General features: G+C 70.0%; 24 protein-coding genes and 1 tRNA gene. 11 read left to right on the forward strand and 14 right to left on the reverse strand.

Translation table 11 applies throughout. The features are described 5' to 3' along the window. Positions 1–738: 738 nt before the first annotated feature. Complete coding sequence (locus tag AB0C96_RS01685) at positions 739–2181, reverse strand: DUF2252 domain-containing protein (RefSeq protein ID WP_362912555.1); 1443 nt, start codon at positions 2179–2181, stop codon at positions 739–741. Between the two features lie 389 nt (positions 2182–2570). Next, positions 2571–4055: an ABC transporter permease gene (locus AB0C96_RS01690; protein ID WP_362912557.1), complete on the reverse strand. Its 1485-nt coding sequence runs from the start codon at positions 4053–4055 to the stop codon at positions 2571–2573. Positions 4056–4287: 232 nt separating this feature from the next. Here AB0C96_RS01690 and AB0C96_RS01695 point away from each other — a divergent pair, with 232 nt between their 5' ends. Continuing rightward, positions 4288–4722: a MarR family winged helix-turn-helix transcriptional regulator gene (locus AB0C96_RS01695; RefSeq protein ID WP_362912559.1), complete on the forward strand. Its 435-nt coding sequence runs from the start codon at positions 4288–4290 to the stop codon at positions 4720–4722. A gap of 50 nt (positions 4723–4772) precedes the next feature. On the opposite strand, the gene AB0C96_RS01700 is transcribed toward AB0C96_RS01695, so the two are convergent. Continuing rightward, positions 4773–5135, reverse strand: coding sequence for a helix-turn-helix domain-containing protein (locus AB0C96_RS01700; RefSeq protein WP_362912561.1), 363 nt, complete (start codon positions 5133–5135; stop codon positions 4773–4775). A gap of 126 nt (positions 5136–5261) precedes the next feature. Between AB0C96_RS01700 and AB0C96_RS01705 the strand changes: the two genes are divergently transcribed. Next, positions 5262–5912: an NAD(P)H-dependent oxidoreductase gene (locus AB0C96_RS01705; RefSeq protein ID WP_362912563.1), complete on the forward strand. Its 651-nt coding sequence runs from the start codon at positions 5262–5264 to the stop codon at positions 5910–5912. Positions 5913–6201: 289 nt separating this feature from the next. Here the strand turns inward: AB0C96_RS01705 and AB0C96_RS01710 are convergent, their stop codons facing one another. Continuing rightward, positions 6202–7437 (reverse strand): MFS transporter, encoded by a 1236-nt coding sequence (locus AB0C96_RS01710; protein WP_362912565.1) that lies wholly within the window; start codon positions 7435–7437, stop codon positions 6202–6204. A gap of 130 nt (positions 7438–7567) precedes the next feature. Here AB0C96_RS01710 and AB0C96_RS01715 point away from each other — a divergent pair, with 130 nt between their 5' ends. Continuing rightward, entirely contained in the window at positions 7568–8569 is a 1002-nt protein-coding gene (locus AB0C96_RS01715) for a LysR family transcriptional regulator (protein WP_362912567.1), read from the forward strand. A 145-nt stretch (positions 8570–8714) separates the two neighbouring features. Here AB0C96_RS01715 and AB0C96_RS01720 read toward each other — a convergent pair. After that, positions 8715–8798: transfer RNA gene (locus tag AB0C96_RS01720), tRNA-Leu, on the reverse strand. A gap of 517 nt (positions 8799–9315) precedes the next feature. On the opposite strand from AB0C96_RS01720, the gene AB0C96_RS01725 reads away from it, so the two are divergent. The 6 genes from AB0C96_RS01725 to pknB all read left to right on the forward strand — a co-directional run bounded on the left by AB0C96_RS01725 (position 9316) and on the right by pknB (position 17409). Beyond that, the gene (locus tag AB0C96_RS01725; RefSeq protein ID WP_362912569.1) at positions 9316–10146 is read left to right on the forward strand and encodes a DUF3662 and FHA domain-containing protein; all 831 of its coding nucleotides are present in this window, start codon (positions 9316–9318) and stop codon (positions 10144–10146) included. A 10-nt stretch (positions 10147–10156) separates the two neighbouring features. Then, positions 10157–10687 carry an FHA domain-containing protein gene (locus AB0C96_RS01730; RefSeq protein WP_362912571.1) on the forward strand — a complete coding sequence of 177 codons (531 nt, stop codon included), beginning with the start codon at positions 10157–10159 and terminating at the stop codon, positions 10685–10687. Positions 10688–10819: 132 nt separating this feature from the next. Further along, positions 10820–12391, forward strand: a complete 1572-nt coding sequence (locus AB0C96_RS01735) for a PP2C family serine/threonine-protein phosphatase (RefSeq protein ID WP_362912573.1) — start codon at positions 10820–10822, stop codon at positions 12389–12391. A 23-nt stretch (positions 12392–12414) separates the two neighbouring features. Next, positions 12415–13815 carry an FtsW/RodA/SpoVE family cell cycle protein gene (locus tag AB0C96_RS01740; protein ID WP_362912575.1) on the forward strand — a complete coding sequence of 467 codons (1401 nt, stop codon included), beginning with the start codon at positions 12415–12417 and terminating at the stop codon, positions 13813–13815. Next, positions 13812–15281, forward strand: a complete 1470-nt coding sequence (locus AB0C96_RS01745; protein WP_362912577.1) for a penicillin-binding transpeptidase domain-containing protein — start codon at positions 13812–13814, stop codon at positions 15279–15281. Before AB0C96_RS01740 ends, AB0C96_RS01745 begins: the two co-directional genes overlap by 4 nt. Positions 15282–15426: 145 nt before the next feature. Then, entirely contained in the window at positions 15427–17409 is a 1983-nt protein-coding gene (gene pknB / locus AB0C96_RS01750) for a Stk1 family PASTA domain-containing Ser/Thr kinase (protein ID WP_362912579.1), read from the forward strand. A gap of 102 nt (positions 17410–17511) precedes the next feature. On the opposite strand, the gene AB0C96_RS01755 is transcribed toward pknB, so the two are convergent. The 6 genes from AB0C96_RS01755 to AB0C96_RS01780 form a co-directional block, all read right to left on the reverse strand. After that, complete coding sequence (locus AB0C96_RS01755; RefSeq protein WP_362912581.1) at positions 17512–18252, reverse strand: class E sortase; 741 nt, start codon at positions 18250–18252, stop codon at positions 17512–17514. A gap of 25 nt (positions 18253–18277) precedes the next feature. Next, positions 18278–18994: a class E sortase gene (locus tag AB0C96_RS01760; protein WP_362912583.1), complete on the reverse strand. Its 717-nt coding sequence runs from the start codon at positions 18992–18994 to the stop codon at positions 18278–18280. A gap of 797 nt (positions 18995–19791) precedes the next feature. After that, positions 19792–20448 (reverse strand): aminodeoxychorismate/anthranilate synthase component II, encoded by a 657-nt coding sequence (locus tag AB0C96_RS01765; protein ID WP_362912585.1) that lies wholly within the window; start codon positions 20446–20448, stop codon positions 19792–19794. Next, complete coding sequence (locus AB0C96_RS01770; protein WP_362912587.1) at positions 20445–20621, reverse strand: hypothetical protein; 177 nt, start codon at positions 20619–20621, stop codon at positions 20445–20447. Before AB0C96_RS01770 ends, AB0C96_RS01765 begins: the two co-directional genes overlap by 4 nt. 81 nt (positions 20622–20702) lie before the next feature. After that, a complete protein-coding gene (locus tag AB0C96_RS01775) occupies positions 20703–21425 on the reverse strand; it encodes a class E sortase (RefSeq protein WP_362912589.1) in 723 nt (240 codons plus the stop codon). Positions 21426–21455: 30 nt separating this feature from the next. Beyond that, positions 21456–22226 (reverse strand): DUF881 domain-containing protein, encoded by a 771-nt coding sequence (locus AB0C96_RS01780; RefSeq protein WP_362912591.1) that lies wholly within the window; start codon positions 22224–22226, stop codon positions 21456–21458. A gap of 192 nt (positions 22227–22418) precedes the next feature. On the opposite strand from AB0C96_RS01780, the gene crgA reads away from it, so the two are divergent. Next, entirely contained in the window at positions 22419–22673 is a 255-nt protein-coding gene (crgA, locus tag AB0C96_RS01785) for a cell division protein CrgA (RefSeq protein ID WP_362912593.1), read from the forward strand. A 236-nt stretch (positions 22674–22909) separates the two neighbouring features. Here crgA and AB0C96_RS01790 read toward each other — a convergent pair whose 3' ends face one another. Both AB0C96_RS01790 and AB0C96_RS01795 read right to left on the reverse strand, forming a co-directional pair. Continuing rightward, positions 22910–23827, reverse strand: coding sequence for a rhomboid family intramembrane serine protease (locus AB0C96_RS01790; protein WP_362912595.1), 918 nt, complete (start codon positions 23825–23827; stop codon positions 22910–22912). Between the two features lie 255 nt (positions 23828–24082). Then, positions 24083–24610 (reverse strand): peptidylprolyl isomerase, encoded by a 528-nt coding sequence (locus AB0C96_RS01795; RefSeq protein ID WP_362912597.1) that lies wholly within the window; start codon positions 24608–24610, stop codon positions 24083–24085. 300 nt (positions 24611–24910) lie between these two features. Between AB0C96_RS01795 and AB0C96_RS01800 the strand changes: the two genes are divergently transcribed. Then, positions 24911–25633, forward strand: a complete 723-nt coding sequence (locus AB0C96_RS01800) for a DUF5324 family protein (protein WP_362912599.1) — start codon at positions 24911–24913, stop codon at positions 25631–25633. 152 nt (positions 25634–25785) lie between these two features. Here the strand turns inward: AB0C96_RS01800 and AB0C96_RS01805 are convergent, their stop codons facing one another. Continuing rightward, on the reverse strand, positions 25786–26544 hold the full coding sequence (locus tag AB0C96_RS01805) for a hypothetical protein (protein WP_362912601.1): 759 nt from the start codon (positions 26542–26544) through the stop codon (positions 25786–25788). Between the last annotated feature and the right edge of the window lie 58 nt (positions 26545–26602).

Genomic DNA, 26602 nt, shown 5'->3' on the forward strand with positions numbered 1-26602 from the left:
GCCTGCGGATCGCCCTGGGCACCCGAAGCACCCGGTACGTCCGTTTCGTGCTGGCCATCCTGCGCGTTCTCTGCGTGCGAGTTCGTCACTCGGTCAGCGTACGGCCATGGGGAGCCTCAGCCTCGGCCACCATCAGGTCCCCCCTCCTGGGGGCTCCCCCCCGCCCCGCCCCACCCACCTCCGCCCACCGCCCCTCACCCACACCCAGCCCCCTCTGCCCGCACGCAGCCCCCCGGCCCCACGCGCCCGGAATGACGAGCTCGCCAGGCCCCAGACCGCAGACCCCTGAAGGCCACCCAGCAGAAGGCCACCCAGCCGTCCGACCGGCCTACCCACCCACCAGGCGACGTGGCGCCCCACGCACCCACCAGACGACCCGGACGATGAGACAACCCGCCGACCACCGACCATCGCCCCGCTGCCCCGCTGCCTCGCTGCCCCACCGAACGATCCGGACCACGGGACACAAGACAGCGGCACAGCGGGCGGCAGGACAGCAGGCGGCAGGGGGTGCCCCACCAAACGACCAGACACCTGTCGCGCCAATTCCCGTTCAGCACTCGTCCAGAGCCCGGACCCACAACTGGCAGCCAGCCAGCCGTCCACCACGCCACCCGGCCCCGCCCCACAACCGGCGCCCCCGGCCACCCGGCCCACAACCACCAGTCACCAACCACCAGGCACCAGGCACCAGGCACCAGGCACAAGCCGCAAGCTCGACCGGGTCGGCGCAGCCCGTCATACCCCCACTTCTGCTGCGATCCGTCCGTTCCTCACCGCGGCCGCCAGCTCCGCGTGGTCCGCCTCCGTGCGGTCCGCGTAGGAGACCGCGAATGTGGCTATGGCCTCGTCCAGTTCCTCGCTCTTGCCGCAGTAACCCGCCACCAGGCGTGGGTCGGCACTGTGGGCGTGGGCCCGGGCCAGGAGGGCTCCCGTCATACGGGCGTAGTCGTCCATCTGGTCTCCGGTCAGCTGCGCCGGGTCCACGCTGCCCTTGCGGTTTCTGAACTGGCGTACCTGGAAGGGGAGTCCGCCGTTTCCGGTGGGTGCACCCCCAACTCCGTCCAGTGCTATGTCCTGCACCGTCGTCCAGCCCAGCAGGATGTCGCTGACGACCTGCATGCGGCGCTGTCCGAGCACCACCCGGCGCCCCTCGTGTGCCACCGACGGCACCGGGAAGCCGGCCTTCTCCACATACGGCGCCAGTGCCGAGCCGCGCGCCTCCTTCACCTGTAGCACCAGCGGCTCGCCCCGGTGGTCCAACAGCAGCACCACATACGACCGCAGGCCCACACTGCCGGTGCCGACGACCCGGAAGGCCACATCGTGTACCGCGTAACGGGCCAGCAGGGGCAACCGATCCTCGGGCAGGGTCTCCAGATACGCGGTCAGGGAGGCGGCCACGGCCGCCGCTTCCGCACCCGATATCCGTCGCAGCACCGGCGGCGCATCCACGAACCGCCGGCCACCGTCCTCCGTCTGCTCCGTCGCCTTCGCCGCGAACCGCGCGCTGGTGTTCTTGCGCGCCTTCGCCGACACCCGCTCCAACGTCCCCAACAGATCCCGGGCATCGGTGTGCGAGACCAGTTCCTCGTCCGCGATGGCGTTCCACGCCTCGGTCACCGGCAGCTTCGCCAGCAGTCGCATCGTGCGCCGATACGCGCCGGCCGCGTCCTGTGCCGCTTTCCGGCAGTCGTCTTCGCTGACGCCCGCCTCTCGGCCGGCCAGCACCATCGAGGTCGCGAGCCGCTTCACGTCCCACTCCCACGGCCCGAAGAGGGTCTCGTCGAAGTCGTTGAGATCGATGACGAGGCCGCCCCGGGCGTCCCCGTAGAGACCGAAGTTGGCGGCGTGCGCGTCCCCGCAGATCTGTGCGCCGATGCCGGTGACCGGGTCGCCCGTCAGGTCGTACGCCATCAGGCCCGCGGATCCGCGGAGGAAGGCGAAGGGGCTCGCGACCATCCGGCCGACCCGTATCGGCGTCAGTTCGGGCAGCCGTCCGGCGTTGGACTCCTCCACCGCCGCGACCGCATCCGGTCGCCCGGCCGCGATCGACAGTGCGGCTTGCTCGGCACGCGGAAGACGCTCCCGCAGCGCCTTCCCCTCGGCCTTGGGCGAGGGCCCCGACGGCCCTTGCGCATCGGCCTTCGCGAACCCTGGTACGTACGGCACGCGCGACATGGCGGGCCACCTCCCCCTTCAGACCTGCATCTGTGGTGCGCCTGTGGTGTGTTCGTTCGTGGTGCCGCGCATCGCTGCGCGCTCACCGGCTGCCGGCCTGCCGAGCGCTTTCGGCCTGCCGACCGGCAATGACGTTACCGATACCTCGTCACAGCCCGCACGGCCTGTGGATAACTCTCCGAACGCGCAACTCCCAGCAACCCACAACGTCCCGTCGCCCCAGCCCCTGCCTGTCCTCTCCACCTCTCCACCTCTCCACCTCTCCAGATCAGATCCAGATTCATAGCCATATCCAGATCCGTAGCCCTGTCCTGGTCTCTGTCCCTGGTCTCTGTCCCTGATCTCTGTCCCTGGTCCTTCGCACTCACCACCCCGCGTCAGACCTGCCGCTACACCCCCACCGCCTCCTCCAACTCTTCCTCCAGCTCTCCTGCCAGCTCTTCCTTCCTCCCCTCAGTCGTCCCCTCAGCCGTCTCCTCATCCACAGATCCCGTCCGCCTCCGCCTCGGCGACGCCATCGCCCCCGCCCAGGACCCTGCCTCCGGCCTCGGCTCCGGCACGGTCGCCGCCACTGCGGCCGCTGCCACCGCAGCGGCGTTGGCTGCCGCCTCCGCCTCCACGATCCGTCGCCGCCGCTCCGCCAACGCCGCCACGCCGACCATCACCAGGCCGGCGACCAGCCACAACGCCAGCGTCCAGAGGTGTCCGGACAGGCCGTAGCCGTCGAAGTAGACGTGGCTACGAGTGCCCTCCACGAAGCCCGCACCGTTCCAGAAGGAGTGCAGGGCCGCGAAGAATCCGCTCTGGAGCTCGGGGCGGAAGATCCCGCCGGAGGACGTGAAGTTGAGCATCACGAAGAGGGCCATCACGCCGAGCGTCGTCCAACGCTTGAGGAAGGTGTGCAGGCCGGTGCCGATCAGCAGGATGCCGGCGGAGTAGAGCCAGGCCATCCCCCACAGGCCCGGCAGGCCGTGGTCGACGAGGTGGAAGACCGGACCGGCGAAGGCCGTGCCGATCAGGCTCACCACGAAAGAGGTGCCGATCGCCAGCGCCGCGCGCAGCCTGAGCGGTAGCACGGCCCCGGCCCCGCCGATCACCGCGACCGAGGCATACGAGCCGATGCTGATCGCGACCAGCAGGAAGAAGATGCCCTGGCCGGTCGGGTCGTCCTCGACCGTGGGTACCACGTCGGTGACCTTCAGCGGGGCGCCCTGCTGCAAGGCGATGGGGGTGAAGACCTTCTGCACGACGGACGCGCTGGTGTCGGAACCGGCCGTCGCCACCAACAGTTCGGGCGCCGGCCGCGCGGAACCGACCCCGGTGTCGCCAGCTCCCCCGGCTCCACCAGCTCGATCAACCCCACCGGCTCCCCCGGCTCCCCCGGCTCCACCAACCCCGGTCGTCTCGCCCGTCTCGGTGCCGGACGTGCCCCGCGCCGTCACTCCGTCCATCTTCGCTGCGTGCGCCTTCGCTGCGTCCGCCCTCGCTCCGTCCGCCCTCGCTGCGTGCGCCTTCGCGTTGATCACATACGCGCCGAAGATGTCCTGGTGCTTGAGCTGTTCGACCGCCGTCGCCCGGTCGCCGACCGTCCGTACCTCCAGGTCGCCGTGCGCCTTGTCGTTGAGGGACTGGGCGAGCAATTGGGCGCTCCGGGTGGATCCGACGACCGCGACGGGCAGGTGGTGCGGCGAGGGGTTCGCGAAAGCACCCAGGTAGGCCAGGCCCATACCGATGCACATCAGGAGCGGGGTGATGAGGTGCGTCAGGACGTGGCGCAGCCCTGCGGAGTGGACCGGACGCGGGGCCGCGTGTCCGGAGCGGTGGCCGCCCTGGCCGCCCTGCTGGCTGCGCTGGCTCGAACTCGTGGGACTCATAGGGCTTGTAGGGCTTGTAGGGCTTGTAGGGCTCACATGACTCATGGGGCAGGCCTTCTCAGCTCGTCGGCTCAGCTGTCGCCGCCCGCTGGCCGGAACCGCAGGGCGGTACTAGTTGGCAAATGCAACTCATGGAACTCAAAGATCTCGCAGATCGCAGATCGCAGAAGAGTTGCTAAATACAACTCTCATTCACGTTGTACTGTACAACTAACTTAACGAAAGGCAAGCCGTGGCCCACCGCGACGACTCCGTCGAGACCATTCAGCAGGAGATGACCGCTTTCGCCCGCCGGGCCCGTGCGACCGCCGCCCGGATGCACCCCGAGCTGTCACTGGTCTCCTACACCCTGCTCGCGCACCTCGACGACCAGCACGGATGCCGCGCCACCGACCTCGCCGCGCACTACCTCCTGGACAAGTCCACGGTCAGCCGACAGATCGCCGCCCTGGAGAAGCTCGGCTTCGTCGAGCGCCGCGTCGACCCGGACGACCACCGCGTCCAGGTGCTGCACCCCACCGAGAAGGGCGCCCAGGTACTCGCCAACGTCACCGCCAGCCGACGCCAGGCCTTCCGCGAACGGCTCGCCGACTGGGACGAGAGCGACCTCGAACGCTTCGCGACATACCTACGGCGCTACAACGCCGCCCAGGAACGACTGGGCTGACCGCCCGATCACTTCCGCCCGGCCACTTCCGCCCGATCACTTCCGCCCGGTCACTTCCGAAAGCGCTCCGGGCACTGCCCGCCATCGGCGAGGTACGTCTCCGCCCAGCGGCCCAGTTCCTTGAGGGCGGGCTCCATCGCCAGACCGGCCTCCGTCAGCCGGTACGCGACGCGCAGTGGTGGGCCCGCGTCCACCTCGCGCAGCAGCAGGCCGGTCGCCGCGAGCTCCATGAGGCGGTCGGAGAGCATGCGCTCGCTGATCCCGGGGATGGCCCGCCGCAGATCGGCGAAGTGCACCGGACCCGGCATCAGGGTGGCGACGATCAGCCCCGTCCAGCGTTTCCCGAACAGCTCGAAGACGCGCGTCATGCCGTCGTCGACCTTCCTGCACGTCGCCTCGCTGTGGTCCGCCATACACCCAGAGTACCGCCCTCCCGTTGGCTACTATAGAAAAGTAAGTCCCTGTGCTATGAATAGTGACGTACGAAATTCAACCATTGGTCGCGCACTGCCCGGCCGCTCAGCGAAGGACCGATCCCCATGGCCACGCTTCTGCTCATCGACTCCTCCCTCTTCCCCGAGGGCGGCTCCGCCTCCCGCTCGGTCACCGCGGCCTTCCGCAAGGCCTGGGAGGAGCAGCACCCCGACGGCACGGTCGTCCACCGCGACCTGGCCGCCGACCCGCTGCCGCACCTGGACGGCGTCGCCGCCTCCGCCGCCTTCTCCGACCCGGCCACCCACACCCCCGAGCAGCAGGCCGCCTTCGCGCTGCGCGTCCGGCTCGCCGAGGAGCTGGAGCAGGCCGACGCGGTCGTCATAGCCGCTCCGATGTACAACTTCACGATCCCCTCGACGCTCAAGGCGTGGCTGGACCAGGTGATCATCATGGGTCGTACGGCCGGTGAGGCACCGTCCGCCAAGGGCACCCCGGTCACGGTCGTCGCCAGCCGCGGCGGTTCCTACGCGCCGGGAACGCCCCGGGAGTCCTTCGAGTACGTCCAGAACTACCTGGAGGCCGTCCTCAACGGCGGTATGGGCCTCGACGTCGACTTCATCGTTCCCGAGCTGACCATGGCCCCCAGCAACCCGGCGATGGCCGAACTCGTCCCGCTGTACGAGACCTCCCGCGAGAAGGCCCACGCGGACGCGGCGGCCAAGGCCAAGGCCCTGGCCGAGCGCCTCTCCGCCTGAAGCGCGGCCGGCGGCCGACCCGCCCGCGGGCACCCACCCGTACGCCACCCGTCCGCCAGCGCCGGCCCGTACGCCATCCGCCCGCGGACTACGGCCGGTACGGCCCACCCGCCCGCAGCCGGGGGCACCGGACCAAACCGCCACCCCCAGCCACCCACGGCTCCACGCCCCGGACCGGCCCCACGCCCCATCACCTCGCGCCGGCCCGGGGCCACCCCCTCACCCGCATCAGCCACCTCCCGCATCACCCCGCTCCCCCCTCACCCGGCTCCCCCTCGCCCCTCACCCCTCACCCCTCCCCGCGCCCAGGCCCCCGCCCCACCGCGACCGTCACCCACGCCCCCACCGCGAGCGCGCCGCCCAGCCACATCACGCCCGCCGCGCCCCAGCCGTCCGCGGCCTGCCCGCCGAGCAGTGCGCCCAGGGCTATCGCCCCGTTGAACACCGCGACGAACAGCGCGGACGCCGCCTCCCGCGCACCGGGTGCGGCCGCCATCAGCCAGGTCTGGGTGCTGACCGACACGCCCCCGTAGGCCAGCCCCCACACGGCCACCAGGACCGCCGCCCCCGGCACCCCCGCACCGCGCCCCACCAGCGGCATCAGCAACACCGCCGCCGCCAGCACCCCGCAGATCACCAGCAGCGCCGTCCGCGGTGTGCGCGCCGCAGCGGCGCCGGCGGCGAAGTTCCCCGCCAGGCCCGCGAGGCCGAAGCCCAGCAACAGCGTGCCGATCTGGTCCGCCTGCGCGCCGGCCACCTGCTCCAGTACGGGCCGCACATACGTGTAGGCCGCGAAATGACCCGTCACCAGGAGCGCCACCAGGACGAGTCCGGTCCGTACCGGTGCGCCGCGCAGCACCCCCAGCACCCCGCCCAGCCGCACCGCGTCGGCGGCCGGCAACGGCGGCAGCAGGACGGCCAGGGCGACCGCCACCGCCCCGCAGACCCCGGTCATCGCCAGGAACGCCGTGCGCCAGCCGCCCAGTTCGCCCAGGAACGTGCCGGCCGGCACTCCCAGGACCGAGGCCGCCGCGACCCCGCTGAAGATCAGGGACGTCGCCGCCGCCACCCGCCTCCCGGGCACCAGGCGCACCGCGAGCCCCGCCGCGATCGCCCACACCCCGCCCATCCCCAGCCCCACCAGCACCCGTGCCGCCAGCAGCACCAGGACGGTGGGCGCACACGCCGCGAGCAGGTTCGCCGCCGCCAGCGTGCCCATCAAGGCGACCAGCACCGCCCGCCGGTCCGTTCGCCCCACCAGCAGCGTCAGCAGCGGTGCCGCCACCGCCGCCACCAGGCCCGTCACCGTCAGGGTCAGCCCGGCCGTACCGTCCGAGACCCGCAACTCCCGCCCGATCGGCGTCAGCAGCCCCACGGGCAGCATCTCGGACGTCACGACCGTGAAGGTCGCCGCGGCGAGCGCCCCCACAGCCGGCCAGCCACCGCCTCGCCTACGCCCCAACTCCCGTGCCGTGACGGCCGGTTCACCCATCATGGCGGTCATTCCGCCCTCGCTGTTCGCCATGCCCCCAGCCAACGCGCGCCCCCACCGGGGAACAACGGCCAACTCCTCAACCTTCCATGAGCAGGACTCATCGATCAGCGGCACCGGCGGCAGTGCGCCCACCGGAGCCCCCGCCCTCCCGAAGGACCCCATGAGCGGCCCGCACCCCACGCCCGCCGGCCCCACCACCACCCCGACCGCCGGCCGCACCACCCCGACCGCCGGCCTCGAAGTGCGCGAGCTGGAGTGCTTCCTGGTGCTGTCCGAGGAACTGCACTTCGGCCGCACCGGTGAGCGGTTGTACGTCTCGCAGAGCCGCGTCAGCCAGCTCCTGCGCTCCCTGGAGTCCCGGATCGGCGCCCGCCTCGTGGAGCGCACCAGCCGCCGCGTCCGCCTCACCCCGCTCGGCGAGGAGTTCCGTACCTCCCTGCGCCCCGCCTACGACGCGCTGCGCGCCACCGTGGAGCGCGCCCGCGACGCCGCCCGGGGCGTCGAGGGGAGGCTGACGATCGGCTTCCAGGGCACCGCCGACGACCGCGTCATGCAGGCCATCGACACCTTCCAGCGCCGTCACCCGGGCTGCGTCGCGAAGATCGTCGAGATCCCGCTCTGCGACCCCTTCGGCGCACTGCGCAGCGGTGCGGTGGACGTCGCGGTCACCCTGCTGCCGATGGCCGAGCCCGACCTCGCCCTCGGCCCGGTCTTCTCCGCCCAGCAGCAGACCCTCGCGCTGTCCGTACGACACCCCTTGGCGGACCGCGCCGCGATCACCGTCGAGGACCTCGCCGCCGTCACCCTGATCTCCCCCGACGGCCCGGCGCCCGCCTATTGGCGCGTGGCCCACGCCCCGCCCGTCACCCCTCAGGGCCGTCCGATAGCCGCTGGCCCCCGGGTCAGCACCCTGCAAGAGGGCCTCACCCTCGCCGCGGCCGACCGCGGCGGCATGCTGCTGTGCCGCCCCACCGCCGAGTACCACGGCCGCCGCGACCTCGTCTTCGTCCCGGTCACCGGGCTGCCGGACTCGGTCCTGGGACTCGTCCACCACACCGCACGGGAGACGGCCCGCGTCCGCGCCTTCCTGACGGCCGTGACGGAGGCCGGGGAGGCGGCCCGGACCACCGCGCCGGCGACCGGTCCCGCGGATGTGAGGTAGGCCTCACACCGCGGCGTACAAAAACCGGATGCACACCGCGAATCCGACATCCGTGACGTACGCAACACTGTGAGGAAGACAACGGGGAGAGAAGAAGAAAGACCCCCGGCTTCCGGATTTCTCCGGAGACCGGGGGTCTCATCTGTGCGCGAGGGGGGAGTTGAACCCCCACGCCCTTTCGGGCACTGGAACCTGAATCCAGCGCGTCTGCCTATTCCGCCACCCGCGCATGGGTGCTGCCGATTGATTCTCTCACGCGATCCGGGTTGTTCCGTCCGGGTCTTGTGCGAGCGCCTTTCGACATGCAGAACATTAGCACGCTGGCATGGGTGGGTTCACACGCCTTTCGCCTGGCCCCTGGCACCCTGGCGCGGTGGCCGCCGTTGCTCGGGCATTCGCCGAGCACCGCCCCGAGGGTCCACACTCGCGGTAGCCGCAACCGGAGCCGGGTCGTCCCGGGCCGGCCGGCAGGACCCGTACTGTGCGGTGTCCGACTCCGGCCCCCCGCACGGTCTGAGCGGTCGGCGGTTGCGGGACACTGTCCTGGGGGCACATCTACGATCGCAGTGCACGAGCAGTGGGCAAGGAGCAAGTAAGCACCGGGCAACCCTGTGAGGGGCGACACTCGTCCTCAAGGCGGGAAAGGGGAACCAGCCGATTTCCCGACGCGTGGATACGATCAGTAAGCAGTATCAGGACGACTCGATCAGGACGACCCCGACGAAGGCTGAGGAAGGAGGTGCCCCGTGGGAGTACTGAAGCGTTTCGAGCAGCGTCTCGAAGGTCTCGTCAACGGCACCTTCGCCAAGGTGTTCAAGTCAGAGGTGCAGCCCGTTGAGATCGCCGGCGCCCTACAGCGCGAGTGCGACAACAACGCCACCATCTGGAACCGCGACCGCACGGTCGTCCCCAACGACTTCATCGTCGAGCTGAGCACCCCGGACTACGACCGGCTGAGCCCGTACAGCGGGCAGCTCGGCGACGAGCTCTCGAGCATGGTCCGCGACTACGCCAAGCAGCAGCGCTACACCTTCATGGGGCCGATCAAGGTCCACCTGGAGAAGGCCGACGACCTCGACACCGGCCTGTACCGCGTCCGCAGCCGCACGCTCGCCTCCAGCAGCTCGCAGGACCACCCCGGCCAGGCCGCGGCCCACCGCGCCTCCGCGGCGCCGCACGGCGGCCGCTCCGGTGGCCACGTGAGCGCGCCCCCCATGCCTTCCTCCCCGCCCCCCGGCGGCGCACAGCCCGTACCCCGTACGGCAGCCCCCGGTGCAGGGCAGCAGCCCTACGCGCAGACCCGGCGCTGGATCGAGATCAACGGCACCCGCCACCAGATCTCGCGTCCCACGCTGGTGCTGGGCCGGAGCACCGACGCCGACGTACGGATCGACGACCCGGGAGTCTCCCGGCGTCACTGCGAGATCCGGGTCGGAACGCCCCCCACGATCCAGGATCTGGGTTCCACCAACGGCATCGTGGTGGACGGGCAGCACACCACTCGCGCTAGTCTCCGCGACGGCTCGCGCATCGTCGTGGGCAGTACCACCATCGTTTACCGGCAAGCCGAAGGGTGAAGCGGGGGCAATGTCAGAGCTGACCCTCACGGTCATGCGGTTGGGTTTCCTCGCCGTACTGTGGCTGTTCGTCATCGTGGCCGTCCAGGTCATCCGCAGCGATCTTTTCGGCACCCGCGTCACACAGCGCGGTGCCGCCCGGCGCGGTGGGCAGGAGGCGCGTTCCCCGCGCCAGGCCGCCGCGCCCCCGCCGCAGCAGCAGCGCCGCCAGGACGGCGGCCGCGGCAACAACCGCCAGCGTCGTGGCGCCCCCACGAAGCTGGTGGTCACCGAAGGCTCACTGACCGGCACCACCGTCGCCCTCCAGGGCCAGACGATCTCGCTGGGCCGTGCGCACGACTCCACGATCGTGCTGGACGACGACTACGCGTCGAGCAGGCATGCCAGGATCTACCCGGACCGTGACGGCCAGTGGATCGTCGAGGACCTCGGTTCCACCAACGGCACGTACCTGGACCGGACCCGACTGACGACCCCGACACCGATCCCGCTGGGAGCCCCGATCCGCATCGGCAAGACCGTCATCGAGCTGCGGAAGTAGTACGACAATGAGCGAGCGGAGCGAGCGAGCCGCGGCGGTCCACTCGGCGGACCCGGGCGTGCTCCCGACCGGAGGGTGGGCAGTGTGGCCAGGCGAGACCGGCTGTACCCCGAGCCGACGGGTGAGGTGCGCATGAGTCTGTCACTGCGCTTCGCCGCCGGATCGCACAAGGGCATGATCCGCGAGGGCAACGAGGACTCCGGCTACGCCGGTCCCCGGCTGCTCGCCATCGCCGACGGCATGGGCGGCCAGGCCGCCGGTGAGGTCGCCTCCTCCGAGGTGATCTCCACGCTCGTCCAGCTCGACGACGACGTTCCGGGCTCGGACATCCTGACGTCGCTCGGCAGCGCCGTGCAGCGCGCCAACGACCAGCTGCGGGTGATGGTCGAGGAGGACCCCCAGCTGGAGGGCATGGGCACGACCCTGACCGCCCTGCTGTGGACCGGGCAGCGGCTCGGCCTCGTCCACGTCGGTGACTCGCGCGCCTATCTGCTGCGCGACGGCGTGCTGACGCAGATCACCCAGGACCACACCTGGGTGCAGCGGCTGGTCGACGAGGGCCGGATCACCGAAGAGGAAGCCACCACCCACCCGCAGCGCTCGCTGCTGATGCGGGCGCTGGGCAGCGGCGACCACGTCGAGCCCGACCTGTCGATCCGCGAGGTGCGGGCCGGCGACCGGTACCTGATCTGCTCGGACGGCCTGTCCGGGGTGGTCAGCCACCAGACGCTGGAGGAGACCCTCGCCAGCTACCACGGGCCGCACGAGACGGTGCAGGAGCTGATCCAGCTCGCGCTGCGCGGCGGCGGGCCCGACAACATCACCTGCATCGTCGCCGACGTGCTGGACGTCGACGGCAACGAGTCGATGGCCGGGCAGCTCAACGACACCCCGGTGATCGTCGGTGCGGTCGCGGAGAACCAGCACCAGCTCAGCGACCCCAGCACGATGCAGACGCCGGCCGCCCGGGCCGCCGAGCTCGGCCGCCCCGGTGGGCAGCCGACCGCCCCCGGTGGCGCGTTCGGCCCGCCCGGAAGCGGTGGCCCGGACGTCGGTGGACCGCCGCAGGGCTCCTTCGGGGCGTTCATGGACGAGGACTTCGTCAAGCCGCAGCGGCGCGGGAAGTGGATCAAGCGATCGCTGTTCATCGCGCTGGCGCTCGGCGTGATCGGCGGTGGCCTGTACGGCGGGTACCGCTGGACGCAGACCCAGTACTTCGTCGGCGCCAACGACGACCACGTCGCGCTCTACCGGGGCATCAGCCAGGACCTCGCGTGGTTCAAGCTCAACGAGGTCGACGAGGACCACCCCGAGATCGAACTCAAGTACCTCCCGTCGTACCAGCAGAAGCAGATCAAGGCGACCATCGCGGCCGACAGCCGTACCGAGGCCGCCGAGCGGGTCACCGCGCTGGGCCAGCAGGCCAACGCCTGCCGCAGCAAGGCGCAGCGGGAGGCCGCCGAGCGCGAGGCGGCGCGTAACAAGGGCAAGGGCCAGGCGGGCACGCCGGCCAAGCCCGGTACGACGACCAAGCCCGGTACGCCCACCACCAAGCCCGGTGCCGCCGACAAGGCGGGTACCTCCGGCGGCGGCGTGGCAGGTACCCTCGCGGCGACCGTGACCCCGACTCCCACACCCACCCCCAGCCAGGCCCCCTCCGAGGAACAGCTGAAGCTGGAAAAGAATTGCAGCACCCAGCAGTGAGGGCGTAGGGGGCCGTACATCTCATGAGCAGTACCACCACCAACACCACCACCATCGGCACCATCGGAGCCCCGAGCCGCCGGAACACCGAGCTTGCGCTGCTCTGCTTCGCGGTGATCATCCCGGTGTTCGCGTACATCAACGTCGGGCTCGCCAAGGAGGAGACCGTCCCCGCCGGCGTGCTCGGCTACACGGCCGGGCTCGGCCTGCTGGCGGGCGTGGCGCACCTCATCGTGCGCAAGTGGGCGCCGTACGCGGATCCGCTGATGCTGCCGATCGCCACCCTGCTGAACGGCCTCGGCCTGGTGTTCATCTGGCGCCTGGACCAGGAGCCGCAGATCAGCACCCCGCAGCTGGGCGGTGCGATGGCACCGGGACAGCTGATGTGGTCGACGCTCGGCGTCGCGCTCTTCCTCGGCGTACTGATCTTCCTCAAGGACCACCGTGTCCTCCAGCGCTACACCTACATCTCGATGGTGGTCGCGCTGGTCCTGCTGATCGCGCCGATCTTCTTCCCGGCCCGTTTCGGCGCGCGCATCTGGATCACGATCCCCGGCGTGGGCTCGCTCCAGCCGGGAGAGTTTGCCAAGATCATCATCGCGATCTTCTTCGCGGGCTACCTGATGGTGAAGCGGGACGCGCTGGCGCTGGCCAGCCGCCGCTTCATGGGCCTGTACCTGCCGCGCGGCCGGGACCTCGGACCCATCCTGGTCATCTGGGCGCTGAGCCTGATGATCCTGGTCTTCGAGACCGACCTGGGTACCTCGCTGCTCTTCTTCGGCCTCTTCGTGATCATGCTGTACGTCGCCACCGAGCGCACCAGCTGGATCGTCTTCGGTCTGCTGCTGAGCGCGGGCGGCGCGGTCGCCGTGGCCACGTTCGAGTCCCATGTGCAGGTGCGTGTCCACAACTGGCTCAACCCGCTGGAGCTCCAGAACGGCGGTGTCACGGAGACCGCGCAGGCGATGTACTCCTTCGGGTCCGGCGGCATCCTCGGGTCCGGTCTGGGGCAGGGCTACTCCCGGCTCATCGGCGGTATCGCCCCCAAGAGCGACTACATCCTCGCCACCGTCGGCGAGGAGATCGGCCTGGCCGGTCTGATGGCGATCCTGATGCTGTACGGCCTGCTCATCGAGCGCGGTATCCGCACGGCGCTGGCCGCCCGCGACCCGTTCGGCAAGCTGCTGTCCGTCGGACTTTCCGGCGCCTTCGCCCTCCAGGTCTTCGTCGTCGCCGGCGGTGTGACGGGCCTGATCCCGCTGACCGGTATGACGATGCCGTTCCTCGCCCAGGGTGGTTCCTCCGTGATCGCCAACTGGGCGCTGGTGGCCATCCTGCTGCGCATCAGCGACACCGCGCGCCGCCCGGCGCCGGCGCCCGCCCCGTCCACCGACGCCGAGATGACCCAGGTGGTCCGCCCGTGAACAAGCCTCTGCGCCGGGTCGCGATCTTCTGCGGCCTGCTCGTCCTCGCCCTGCTCGTCCGCGTCAACTGGGTGCAGTTCGTCGACGGTGACAAGCTCAAGAACGACACGCACAACCGCCGGGTCGCGATCGCGCGCTACAGCACGCCGCGCGGCAACATCATCGTCGACGGCAAGGCGGTCACCGGCTCCACGACCACCGACAGCGGCGACTTCAAGTACAAGCGCACGTACAAGAACGGCAAGATGTGGGCGCCGGTCACCGGCTACGCCTCGCAGGCCTTCGACGCCAACCAGCTGGAGAAGCTCAACGACGGCATCCTCGCCGGCACCGACGACCGGCTCTTCTTCAGCCGCACGGTCGACATGTTCACCGGTGGCAAGCAGAAGGGCGGCAACGTCGTCACCACGCTGGACGCCAAGGCGCAGAAGGCCGCGTTCGACGGCCTGGGCAGCCAGAAGGGCGCGGTCGCCGCGATCAACCCGGAGACCGGTGCGATCCTGGCGCTGGCCAGCACCCCGTCGTACGACCCGTCCACCTTCGCCGGGATGAGCAACAAGGACGCCGAGGCGTACAACGCGCTGCAGAAGAAGAACAACCCCGACGAGCCGATGCTCAACCGGGCGCTGCGCCAGACCTACCCGCCGGGCTCCACGTTCAAGGTCGTCACGGCCTCGGCAGCGCTGGAGAACGGCCTCTACACCGACGTCAACGCCAAGACCAATTCGCCGCTGCCCTACACGCTGCCCGACACCGCGGGCATCGAGCTGAAGAACGAGGGCAACATCCCGTGCGAGAACGCCAGCCTGCGTGAGGCGCTGCGCTGGTCCTGCAACACGGTGTTCGGCAAGATCAGCGCCGACCTCGGCAACAAGAAGATGAAGGCCGAGGCGGAGAAGTTCGGCTTCAACAACGCGAAGATCGACACCCCCGTCCGGGCCGCGGAGAGCATCTTCCCCACGGACAACCGGCCGCAGAACGCGATGGCCGGCATCGGCCAGGCCTCCAACCGCGCCACCCCGCTCCAGATGGCCATGGTCGCCTCGGCGGTCGCCAACGGCGGCAAGCTGATGAAGCCGTACATGGTCGAGCAGCTGGTCGCGCCGAACCTCAACGTCGTCCAGCAGCACACGCCGCAGGAGATGAGCCGGCCGCTCTCGCCGGAGAACGCGCAGAAGATCCAGAGCATCATGGAGACCGTGGTCCAGGAGGGCACGGGAACCAACGCCCAGATCCCGAACGTCACAGTCGGCGGCAAGACCGGTACTGCGCAGCACGGCGAGAACAACAAGGACAACCCGTACGCCTGGTTCATCTCCTACGCGAAGACCGACAAGGGCACCCCCGTCGCGGTCGCCGTCGTCATTGAGGGATCCGACACCCTGCGCGACGACATCGCCGGCGGCAAGCTGGCCGCTCCGATCGCGAAGCGCGTCATGGAGGCGGTACTCGAAGGCGAGAAGTGACTCGGGTCATGCCAATACCGGTCACGTATCAGGTTGCGGCTCCGGCCCGGTCCACTGCGGCGTCCCGGGTACGGTAGGCCGGACAGCACACCGCCGGACCACACACCGGTGCGGTCGGGACTGACGGAGAGGGCTGGAGAAGCTTATGGAAGAGCCGCGTCGCCTCGGCGGCCGGTACGAGCTGGGCTCGGTGCTCGGCCGTGGTGGCATGGCCGAGGTGTACCTCGGCCATGACACCCGCCTGGGTCGCACCGTGGCTGTGAAGACGCTGCGGGTGGACCTCGCCCGTGACCCGTCCTTCCAGGCCCGGTTCCGCCGTGAGGCCCAGTCGGCCGCCTCGCTGAACCATCCGTCGATCGTCGCGGTCTACGACACCGGCGAGGACTACGTCGACGGGGTCTCGATCCCGTACATCGTCATGGAGTACGTGGACGGCTCGACGCTGCGCGAGCTGCTGCACTCCGGGCGGAAGCTGCTGCCCGAGCGCTCGCTGGAGATGACCATCGGCGTCCTCCAGGCACTGGAGTACTCGCACCGGGCCGGCATCGTCCACCGCGACATCAAGCCGGCGAACGTCATGCTGACCCGCACCGGCCAGGTCAAGGTCATGGACTTCGGCATCGCGCGCGCGATGGGCGACGCCGGTATGACCATGACGCAGACCGCCGCGGTCATCGGCACCGCACAGTACCTCTCCCCGGAGCAGGCCAAGGGCGAGCAGGTCGACGCCCGCTCCGACCTGTACTCCACCGGCTGTCTGCTCTACGAGCTGCTCACCGTCCGGCCGCCGTTCGTCGGTGACTCGCCGGTCGCGGTGGCCTACCAGCACGTCCGCGAGGAGCCGCAGAAGCCGAGCAACTTCGACTCCGAGATCACGCCGGAGATGGACGCGATCGTCCTGAAGGCGCTGGTCAAGGACCCGGACTACCGCTACCAGTCGGCCGACGAGATGCGTGCCGACATCGAGGCGGCGCTGGAGGGCCAGCCGGTCGCGGCGACCTCCGCCCTGGGCGCGGTCGGCTACGACCAGGACCAGCCGACCACGATGCTGCGCGCCCAGGACGGTGGCGGCCCGAAGACCTCGATGCTCCCGCCGATGAACGCCGACGACGGGGGCTACGGCTACGAGGAGCGCGCCGACCGGCGGCGGGGTGGCGCCCCGAAGAAGAGCCACACCTCGACGATCCTGCTGGCGCTGGCGGCGGTACTGGTCCTGGTCGGTGCGATCTTCATCGGCAAGGCGATCTCCAGCAACGGCAAGCAGGGCGGCAAGTCGCCGGTCCCCAACCTCACCGGGAAGGGCCTGGCGGAGGCCAAGCAGTTCGGCGTGAACGGCGGCTTCAAGGTCGCCCTGGGCGGCCGCAAGCCCTGTAGCAACGCCAAGAAGGGCCAGATCACCGATCAGGAACCGGCGCCCCCCGCCGAGATCGGCAAGGGCGAGACGGTCACCGTCACGCTCTGCTCGGGGGCGGTCAAGGTCACCGTGCCGGACGTGCAGGGCATCCCGTACGAGGACGCCAAGAAGGAGCTCAACGACAAGGGCTTCACCAACGTCCAGCAGAAGGTGGAGGTCTCCGACCGTACGCCCGGCGTCGTCACCAAGCAGAACCCCGACGCGCAGAGCAAGGCCACCAAGGACGCCCAGATCACGCTGACCGTGGCCCAGGCGGCCCAGAAGAAGACGGTCCCGGACGTCAAGGGCCAGGACGCCAACGCGGCGGAGAAGCAGCTGCGGGACCTGGGCTTCGACGTCGCCAGGACCGAGCAGGAGACGCCCGACCCGAACATGGTCGGCAAGGTCGTCGGGCAGAGCCCCGACGGCAACACCGAGGCCAAGATCGGCTCCACGGTGAACCTCACGGTCGGCAAGGCGGCTGCCCAGAAGCCGGTGCCGGGCGTGATCGGCCAGACGGTCAAGGATGCGAAGAAGGCGCTTCAGCAGGCCGGCTTCAACAACATCCAGTTCGCCGGCGGCAGTTCGCAGGACGACAACGCCCGGGTGGCCAACCAGGACCCGGTGCCGAACTCGCCGTCCGACCCGGCTACCACCACCGTGACGCTCACCACCGTCGGTGGCGGCGGCAACGGGAACGGCGGCGGCTTCATCGGCGGACCGTTCGGAAACTGACGACCGGCGTCCGTGCCTGACGCACAGCGGAGCCCCGGCAGCCCTGGGAGGGCGGCCGGGGCTCCGTCGTGTGCGGGTGTCCCTTGAGGAGCTGTGCGGCGGCTAGCGCAGTTCCTCGGGCGGGGTGCGGTCCGCGTCGACCTTCTCGGTGCGGACCAGTTCGCCCCAGACGATGTAGCGGTAGGTCGAGGTGTAGACCGGGGTGCAGGTCGTGAGGGTGATGTAGCGGCCCGCCTTGTGCTTGCCGGACTCCTTCGGGACCTTGTTCAGGACGTCCACGTTGAACTTCGAGGTCTGCGGCAGCGTCGCGAAGACCTTGTAGACGTACCAGGTGTCCTTGGTCTCGAAGACGATCGGGTCGCCGTCCTTGAGCTTGTCGATGTTGTGGAACTTCGCGCCGTGGCCGTCGCGGTGTGCGGCCAGGGTGAAGTTGCCCTTCTTGTCCTGCGGCAGGGCCGACTTGACCGGCTTGGTGTAGTAGCCGGCCACGCCCTCGTTGAGGACCTCGGTGCTGGTGCCCTTCTTGACCAGCACCTCGCCGTTGTTCATCGCCGGTACGTGCAGGAAGCCGATGCCGTCCTTGGTGTCCAGCTCCCCCGGCCCCTTGGGCCCGCTGCTCGCCCAGTGTTTGCGGACCTGGTCGCCCTGCTTGTGCGCCTCACGGTCGGCGAGGACGTTGGTCCACCACAGCGAGTAGGCGACGAACAGACCCAGGATCAGGCCGGCCGTGATCAGCAGTTCGCCGATGACGCTGACGATGGAGGCGATGGTCCTGCGTACCCGACGCGGCGTGGGTGGCGGCGCGGACCGGTCGCTTTCCTCGTCGGTTCCGGTTGCAGTCACCGCGTAGCACCCCTTTTGTATTCGCTCAGCCGCCGAGCGCTTCCGGTTTGCCCTTGCTCCGCGGCCGCTCGTCGACCATCTTGCCCCAGACGATCATCCGAAAGGTACTGGTGAACTCCGGCGTGCAGGTGGTCAGGGTGATGTAGCGGCCGGGTCCGGTGAACCCCGAGCCGGGCGGTACGGGTCCGATCACGCTGACGTTGCTGGGAGACGTCTGCGGGAGGATGCTCTCCATCTCGTACGTGTAGTACGCGCTCTTGGTCTCGACGACAATCTTGTCGCCCTTGGTCAGCTTGTTGATGTAGCGGAACGGCTCGCCGTGGGTGTTGCGGTGCGCCGCGACCGCGAAGTTGCCCTTCTTGTCCCAGGGCATCGCGGTCTTGACCCCGCTGCTCTTGTCGTAGTGGCCGATCATGCCGTGGTCCAGCACCGAGTGCTTGTCGATGCCTTCCGCGATCGGCGCCTTGACGTCCAGCTTCGGGATGTACATGATCCCGAAGCGCTCGCCGACCGCGAGGTTCTTCTTCTCCCCGCCGCCCTTGTCCCACTCGTGCTGGAGGGTGGTGGCGGCGCCGCCCGCCTCCTCCTCGGCCATCACATTCGTCCACCACAGCTGATAGGTGACGAACAGCAGCATCAGCACGCCGAGGGTGATGAACACCTCGCCCAGCGCACGGCTGGCGATCAGACTGGGGCTCTCCTTGGCGGCGCGTGCGGCCCTCCGAGCCTCCAGCCGGGTCATCGGGGCGGAGGCCGGCTGAGAGGCCGTATCTGCGGCCTCTGCGGCACCGGCCGCACCACCGCGGCGCCCGCGCCTCCCGCCACGCTTGGCGGCCTCCTGAGCGGCCTTACGACGAGCCGCACGGCCTCCGGCCGCCGGAGCTGATCCCGATGCCGCTGTTTCACGTGAAACGGTGACATCCGTTTCGTCGGTTTCACGTGAAACGGTCACCCCGGTTTCGCCGGTTTCACGTGAAACAGCGCCCGGGCCCTGCTTCTCGGCCTGCCGCAGCGCCATGGTCGAGGGGTCGTCAGTCCAGTGCCCGGCCGCGGCGGGACCGGGCGGCGGCTCGGCCGGCGCCACGGACGACGGGGTCGGCGAGGCGGCCGACGAGACCGCGGGCGGCACGGGATACGGGCCACGGGCCGTCGGCCGGGCCGGGGCGGGCCGTTCCGGCTCCTGGTGCGGGCGGAACCAGGGCGAGCCCTGGGACAGCCCTTCGTCGGCCGGCTTGCCCCGCCGCCGCCCGCGGCCCGGTTGGTCGAGCGGGCTGGCCGCCGACCCGTGGCCGGTCCCCGACCCGTCGGACGGACTCGGCGTCGACCGGTCGCGGTGGGCCGACGGCCCCGCCCGGCCCGGCAGGGGATCGTTCAGCGGGTCGCCGAGTTGTCCCACCGCCGCCTCGAACACGTCGGGTTGCCCGTAGGGATCCGGTTGGCCGTACGGCTCCGATGAGCCGTACGGATCCTGCGACCCGTGCGACTGTTGCGGCTCGTACGGGTCGTAGGATCTCCCTTCGCGTTCGGGGCGTAGGGCGGTCACGCGCCGGCCCTGCCGACCACCGGGGCAAGCCCCGTCGAGCGCTCCACAGCTCCCGCGTCGCCGCATTCGACGAGCCAGTTGGCCAGCATCCGGTGTCCCCATTCCGTCAGCACCGACTCGGGGTGGAACTGCACGCCCTCGACCGGCAGTTCACGGTGCCTCAGGCCCATGATGATCCGCCCGCCGGGAACGTCCTCGGCCTCCGTCCAGGAGGTCACGACCAGTTCGTCGGGGACGGTGTCCGGTTCGACGGCCAGGGAGTGGTAGCGGGTGGCCGTGAAGGGCGAGGGCAGGCCGGAGAAGACACCGGCGCCCTCGTGAATGACGGGCGAGGTCTTGCCGTGCAGCAGCTCGGGCGCACGGTCCACCACCCCGCCGTACGCCACCGCCATCGACTGCATGCCCAGGCACACGCCGAAGACCGGGACGCCGGTGTCCGCGCAGTGCCGGACCATGTCGACGCAGACGCCGGCCTGCTCGGGCGTACCGGGGCCGGGCGACAGGAGCACGCCGTCAAAGCCGTCCTGAGCGTGCCGTGGCGCGACCTCGTCGTTGCGCAGCACCTCGCACTCGGCACCCAGCTGGTACAGGTACTGGACGAGGTTGAAGACGAAGCTGTCGTAGTTGTCGACGACGAGAATGCGTGCGGTCATCGGTGGGCTGCCATCCCTTGGTCGACAGTGACGTCATTGAAGGGCAGCAGCGGCTCCGCCCACGGAAAGACGTACTGGAAGAGCACGAAGACGACCGCCAGCACGAGCACCACCGAAATCAGCGCCTTCACCCACGTGTTGCCCGGCAGTTGCCGCCAGATCCAGCTGTACATGCTGTCGCTGTCCCCTTGCCGATGCCGATGACGATGACGATTGCGACACCAGAGTACGGGGCGAGGAAGGGCGGAGGGGGGTCAGCCGGTCAAAGCCGATGGCCTTCCCTGCGCCACGGGTTGGGTGGCATCGAGGTGTGCCCAGGCGATCAACCGGTGGCTGTGGCCCCATTCCGGCTCGCAGGTGGTGAGGGTGAGGTAGCGCCCCGGGCCGTTGAACCCGGACTTCCGCGGTACCGGGTCGATCACGCCGATATCGCCGGGCAGTGTCGCATAGGGGCGGTTGTCGATGCGGTAGGTGAACCAGGTCGTACCGTCGGTCAGCACCACGGCGTCGCCGGGGCGCAGTTGCGGGAAGTCCTTGAACGGATCGCCGTAGGTGCGGCGGTGGCCGGCGACGGCGAAGTTGCCGATCTCGCCGAGGCGCGCGGTGCGGTCGTAGTGCCCGAGGCCGCGCTTGAGGACGTCGGTTCCGGTGCCTTCGAGGACGGGCTTGGACCAGTCCGCCCCGAGCCGCGGGATGTACATGACGGCGAAGGAGGCGCCGGGGGTGTAGCGGCGGGGTGGCGCGGGGGTTGTGGGGCGGTCGCCGGTGGCGGGTGTGGTGCCGGGCGCGGTGACCGGTCCGGTCGACCACTGGCGCTGGAGCTTACCGATCTCGCCGTCCATGGCGCTGTCGGCCTGCACACCGGTCCAGAAGAGGAGATAGCCGACGAAGAGGACGATCAGCGCGCCGATGGTGACGCAGATCTCACTGAGCGCCCGTACGATCCACCGCGCCGTCGTCCGGCCCCGCAGTGACATCGGCCCCGCCCCTCCCCGCGGCCCCGCGGGCTACGGCTTCACAGGCTCTGCGTAGTGGAGATCCACTGTGCCGGAGTAGCCGGGAAGAGTCACCGCCTCGTGCTGGTCGACTTTCCAGCCCAGGCCGTAGGCGTTCACGTACTGCAGATAGTTCTGGATCGCGGGGGAGGCGGTGAGCGCGTTGTTCAGGGCCTCGCGGTCGCCGACGGCGGTGACCTTGTACGGCGGGGAGTAGACCCGGCCCTGGAGGATCAGGGTGTTGCCGACGCAGCGCACCGCGCTGGTGGAGATCAGCCGCTGGTCCATGACCTTGATGCCCTTGGCGCCGCCGTGCCACAGCGCGTTCACCACGGCCTGGAGGTCCTGCTGGTGGATGACCAGGTCGTTGGGCTGCGGCTCGGGCACTCCGGGGATCTTGGCGGTGGCGTTCGGCGGGGCGTCCATCAACGTCACGGTCACGCCCTGACCGGACAGCGGCTTGGTGCCCGCGCTCGCCTCGAGCGCCCTGAGCTTGGCGTCCTCGGCCTGGGAACTGCCGTTGTCGCGCCGTGCGAGGGCGTCGACCTCCTCGCGCAGCGTGGCGTTCCGGTCGTCCTGGGCGCCGTTCTTGTGGCTGCGCTCCTGGATGAGGTCGGAGAGCCGGAGCATCGAGTCGTCCGAGCGCAGATTGGTGCCCCGTGCGGTGTCGAAGCTGAGCCAGAACAGCAGCCCGGCGAGCGCGAAGACCACCAGGGTGAGGAGCCGCGCGGGCCTCAGGCGGGCACGAGTGGGGCGGCCGGAGGAGTCAGCGGAATTGGTCAACGTACCCTTGCTCCTTACGACGCCGCGGAAGCACTACGCTAACGGACGCCCGGGAAAGGAATCCGCTCCCCTCCGCGTCCACAGCCGGCGCACACCTCGCGCCGCCCGGCGCGTGCCCCCGCCCGGCTGGGTCACTGGCCACGCGAGCGACGTCGGGGGTGGGGGAGCAGTACATCGACAGGAGAGTTCCTCGTGCCGAAGTCACGGATCCGCAAGAAGGACGACTTCACGCCGCCGCCGGCGAAGACCACCAACCTGAAGATGAACTCAGGTCGTGGCTGGGTGGCGCCGCTGATGCTGGCGATGTTCCTGATCGGGCTCGTGTGGATCGTGCTGTTCTACGTGTCCGAGGGTGAGCTGCCGATCGCGGCCATGGGCAACTGGAACATCGTCTGCGGCTTCGGCTTCATCGCGGTGGGCTTCGGCGTATCCACGCAGTGGAAGTAGCGCAAGCCCTGCCCAAGACCATCCACACAGTTATCCACAGCCGGGGAAAACTTCAGAAGATCTGTGGATAACCTTCGGGAGGTTGACGCCGGTGTGATGGGCGGCACCCGCTCACGGCGTCCGCCTCCCCCTGTTCTTCCTGGGGAAACGCTGTGCGGAGCGGCCCCGAAGGGCCGCTCCGCACAGCTTGCACAAGATCGGCCACGCACTGTGGACAACGTGACGGTACGGGCTCCTCAGCCCAGCAGCTGAAGGGTCCGTACCCACACCACCGCGCCGATCGCGAGCAGCGCCACCGCACAGGTGGCGATCTGCACCAACGTCCGGCGGTCGCGCGGCGCATGCACCATCCCGAAGGCCACCGCGGCGCCCACCACGAGCCCGCCGACGTGCGCCTGCCAGGCGATGTTCGGCCACAGGAACGTGAAGGCCAGGTTGAGGCCGAGCAGGATCAGCACCGGCTTCATGTCGTAGTTCAGCCGCCGCAGCAGCACCGCAGTGGCACCCAGCAGCCCGAAGATCGCTCCGGACGCGCCCAGCGAGGGCTGGTTCTGCGCGGCGAGAAGGTACGACAGGGCGCTGCCGCCCAGGCCGGAGATCAGGAAGAGCGCGGTGAACCGCAGCCGGCCGAGCGCCGCCTCCAGCGGCGGCCCGAGCCACCACAGCGAGAGCATGTTGAACGCGATGTGCGGAATCTGCTGGTGCAGGAACATCGCGGTCACCAGGCGGTACCACTCGCCCTCGGCGACGCCGACCAGCTGGTATCGGCTCGGGTCGAAGGCCAGACCCAGCAGATCGAGGCGGTCGACCAGCGGGCTGGTCCCGGCGCCGGTCGCCAGCACGGCGACGAATACGGCGGCGTTGATGCCCATCAGGATCTTGGTGACCAGCCGGGGATCGGCGGCGATGGTGCCCCCGGCGATCGTGCGCGGCACCGTCGCCTGCGGCGCGTGGCCGGTGCCGCTGCCGCCGCGTACACAGTCCGGGCACTGGAAGCCGACCGACGCGCTCACCATGCAGTCCGGGCAGATCGGCCGGTCGCAGCGAGTGCAGCGGACGCCGGTCGGGCGGTCGGGGTGGCGGTGGCAGCCGGGCAGGCCGTCCTCGCCCCGCGCGTTCTGCGGCTCCTGCGGGCTGCCTGGCACCTGGTCCATCGTCCCCTCGTCCTCATCCGTCTCCGGGGGTGTGTCACCCACACCGCCCCTGCCGCCCGTAGCCGGCCACCGCCCCTCAACGAGCTTCGCGCCCCTCCCACCCGTCACCCGGCCACCGCCCCACAACGAGCTTCGCGCCCCTCCCACCCGTCACCCGGCCACCGCCCCACAACGAGCTTCGCGCCCCGCCTATTGATGATTACGTCCAGGCGGGGCGCAATGTTCCCCGGGCCGTTCCGGGGCAGGGGAAGCCGCTCAGCGGGTCTCGATGACCACCGACTCGATGACGACGTCGTTCACCGGGCGGTCGGTGCGCGGGTTGGTCTTGGTGCCGGCGATGGTGTCGACGACCTTCTTGCCCGCGTCGGTGGTGACCTCACCGAAGATGGTGTGCTTGCCGGTCAGCCACGCGGTGGGCGAGACGGTGATGAAGAACTGCGAGCCGTTGGTGCCCGGACCGGCGTTGGCCATGGCCAGCAGGTACGGCTTGTTGAAGGCCAGGTCGGGGTGGAACTCGTCCCCGAACTCGTAGCCGGGGCCGCCGGTGCCGTTGCCCAGCGGGTCGCCGCCCTGGATCATGAAGCCGCTGATCACACGGTGGAAGACGGTGCCGTCGTAGAGCCGGTCCGTGGACTTCTTACCGGTCGCCGGGTGGGTCCACTCCCGCTCGCCCTTGGCGAGCTCGACGAAGTTCTTGACCGTCTTCGGTGCATGGTTCGGCAGAAGCCGAATCTCGATGTCGCCCTGGTTCGTCTTCAGGGTGGCGTAGAGCTGCTCAGCCACGATCAACCTTCCATAAGTCTTCACTGACGATCCCCGATCCTCGCATGGACTCCCGCGACCGTCGTCCGGCCACCACCGTCGCCCGGAGCCTTCGCACTGATTTCGGGCGCCCGGAGCGGCAAACCGTGGGATGGTCGTCAGGAAGGCTCCGGAAGTGTCCCCAATGACCCGGATGCCCGCTCGCACATGCCGTACGGACCGTCAGCGGGCATGATCTTCAAACGGGTGGACAGGCGACACAGCCAGACATGGGGGACCCATCCCCCAGACCCCGGACACGCCACCGAGGAGGAGGATCCCGTGACCCGCAAGGACAGCGTGCGCGCCGCGACCGATTCGGCCAAGGACAGCGTGCGGCACGCCGCGGAGGTGGTGGCTCCGTATGCCGGTACGGCCAGGGACACCGCCGTGCACTACGCACACGAGGCGCGTACCCGCATGGCACCGAAGGTGGCCGAGGCCGCCCATCAGGCCCGCGCACAGTACGACACACACCTACAGCCCCGCATCGAGCACGCCCGTGGCGCGCTCCCGCCCAAGGTGGACGCCGCGGCGACCCGCGCCGCGCGCCGTACCCGCCGGGCGGCCCGGCACGCGGCCGAGTACACCGCCCCGCGGCTGGAGCACGCCGTGACCAGCGCACGGGCCGCGGCCGAGCCGGTGGCCGAGGAGGCGCTCGTCCGTGGCGGCGCCGCGCTGGCCGCGCTCCGCGGCCAGGTGACGGCCGCCGAGATCACCAAGCTCCAGAAGAAGCACAGTTGCCGGGCCCGACGCCGCAAGGCCGTCAAGCGGCTCGCGGTGCTGGGCGTCCTGGTCGGCGCGGCGATCGCCGCCTGGAAGTGGTGGGACAAGCAGGCCAACCCGGACTGGCTGGTCGAGCCGCCGGCCCCCACCGAGGTCGGCGAACGCGGCCGGCTGAGCGCGGTGGACGGCAGCGAGGGCGCCGCGCTCGACCCCGATGCGCAGGCCAAGCAGGCCGAGGCGGAGGCCGACGAACGCGGCGGCGGCAGCAGCACGGCCTGACCCCGGGCCCGGACGCATGCGGACAGCCGGGTTGGACAGACAGCGGAGTGGGCCAGGGCCTGTCCGACGGGGCAGGGTCGGCGGACCCGGCCATGACCCGTCGGACAGGCCCTGGGACCGCTGTCCGGCTGTCTGTCCGGCTGTCTGTCCGGCTATCCGTCGCTCTTCGCGGTCAGCGCCGCGCGCTTCTCCTGCTCCGCGAAGACGTAGAGGAGCGCCGGGTGGGTGGCGCCGAAGGCCAGCACAAAGCGGTTGAGCCCCATGAACTGCCCGATTCCCAAGTGGAAGGCCGTCATCGAGCCGAGCCAGGCCTTCGCGGCGGGCTTCGGCAGCACGAAGACCAGCGGGAAGCCGACCTCCACGGCGACCGTCCCCCAGGTCACGAGCTTTCCGACCAGCGGGTACTTGTCCACGAGCTTGAAGATGCGGGGATCCCCGTAGTTCTGCGTACGGATGACTCCGCTGAACGCCTCGCCGCTGAGCCACACCGGGGACACCAGCTTGACCACGCCGGACGCGACGTACGAGATGGTCGTCTCCAGCGCCAGTGCGCGCATGGCCACGTCGCGGGCCTTCTCGCCGTCCTTGAAGGTGGCGGTCGAGGCGAGGACGACGTTGATCACCTGCTGGAGGTGGTCGGCACCGTCGCCGCCGAAGGGGGTGCGCAGCCGTGAGATCGCGCCCGTGGCCGCCAGCACGGCGCTGCCCGCCGCACGGACCCCGCGCTTGTGGCCCCAGACCAGCGTGGCGGCGGAGGCGCCCGCCTGGACTCCGTAGAGGGCGACCGCGGCCTTCTTGGAGCTCAGGGCGCGGGTCAGCTTGGGGAACTTCTTGACGAATGCGGGTCGTGTGCTCTCCAGCTGGGCACTCAGCAGTTCGCCGTCCTCGAACTTATGATGCTGGCTCAGCATTTCAAGTGCGGAGACCAACGTACCCAGCGAAGCCACTCGGCGTGCCGTGACCTCGGGC

Source organism: Streptomyces sp. NPDC048506, from assembly GCF_040651315.1.
Lineage (GTDB): Bacteria > Actinomycetota > Actinomycetes > Streptomycetales > Streptomycetaceae > Streptomyces.

Bases quoted from the DNA above. Each gene is read 5' to 3' on its own strand.
- AB0C96_RS01685 (WP_362912555.1), bottom strand. From the start codon at position 2,181: ATGTCGCGCGTGCCGTACGTACCAGGGTTCGCGAAGGCCGATGCGCAA.
- AB0C96_RS01690 (WP_362912557.1), bottom strand. From the start codon at position 4,055: ATGAGTCCCACGAGTTCGAGCCAGCGCAGCCAGCAGGGCGGCCAGGGC.
- AB0C96_RS01700 (WP_362912561.1), bottom strand. From the start codon at position 5,135: ATGGCGGACCACAGCGAGGCGACGTGCAGGAAGGTCGACGACGGCATG.
- AB0C96_RS01705 (WP_362912563.1), top strand. From the start codon at position 5,262: ATGGCCACGCTTCTGCTCATCGACTCCTCCCTCTTCCCCGAGGGCGGC.
- AB0C96_RS01710 (WP_362912565.1), bottom strand. From the start codon at position 7,437: ATGGCGAACAGCGAGGGCGGAATGACCGCCATGATGGGTGAACCGGCC.
- AB0C96_RS01715 (WP_362912567.1), top strand. From the start codon at position 7,568: ATGAGCGGCCCGCACCCCACGCCCGCCGGCCCCACCACCACCCCGACC.
- AB0C96_RS01730 (WP_362912571.1), top strand. From the start codon at position 10,157: ATGTCAGAGCTGACCCTCACGGTCATGCGGTTGGGTTTCCTCGCCGTA.
- AB0C96_RS01735 (WP_362912573.1), top strand. From the start codon at position 10,820: ATGAGTCTGTCACTGCGCTTCGCCGCCGGATCGCACAAGGGCATGATC.
- AB0C96_RS01740 (WP_362912575.1), top strand. From the start codon at position 12,415: ATGAGCAGTACCACCACCAACACCACCACCATCGGCACCATCGGAGCC.
- pknB (WP_362912579.1), top strand. From the start codon at position 15,427: ATGGAAGAGCCGCGTCGCCTCGGCGGCCGGTACGAGCTGGGCTCGGTG.
- AB0C96_RS01760 (WP_362912583.1), bottom strand. From the start codon at position 18,994: ATGACCCGGCTGGAGGCTCGGAGGGCCGCACGCGCCGCCAAGGAGAGC.
- AB0C96_RS01765 (WP_362912585.1), bottom strand. From the start codon at position 20,448: ATGACCGCACGCATTCTCGTCGTCGACAACTACGACAGCTTCGTCTTC.
- AB0C96_RS01770 (WP_362912587.1), bottom strand. From the start codon at position 20,621: ATGTACAGCTGGATCTGGCGGCAACTGCCGGGCAACACGTGGGTGAAG.
- AB0C96_RS01775 (WP_362912589.1), bottom strand. From the start codon at position 21,425: ATGTCACTGCGGGGCCGGACGACGGCGCGGTGGATCGTACGGGCGCTC.
- AB0C96_RS01790 (WP_362912595.1), bottom strand. From the start codon at position 23,827: ATGGACCAGGTGCCAGGCAGCCCGCAGGAGCCGCAGAACGCGCGGGGC.
- AB0C96_RS01805 (WP_362912601.1), bottom strand. From the start codon at position 26,544: ATGCTGAGCCAGCATCATAAGTTCGAGGACGGCGAACTGCTGAGTGCC.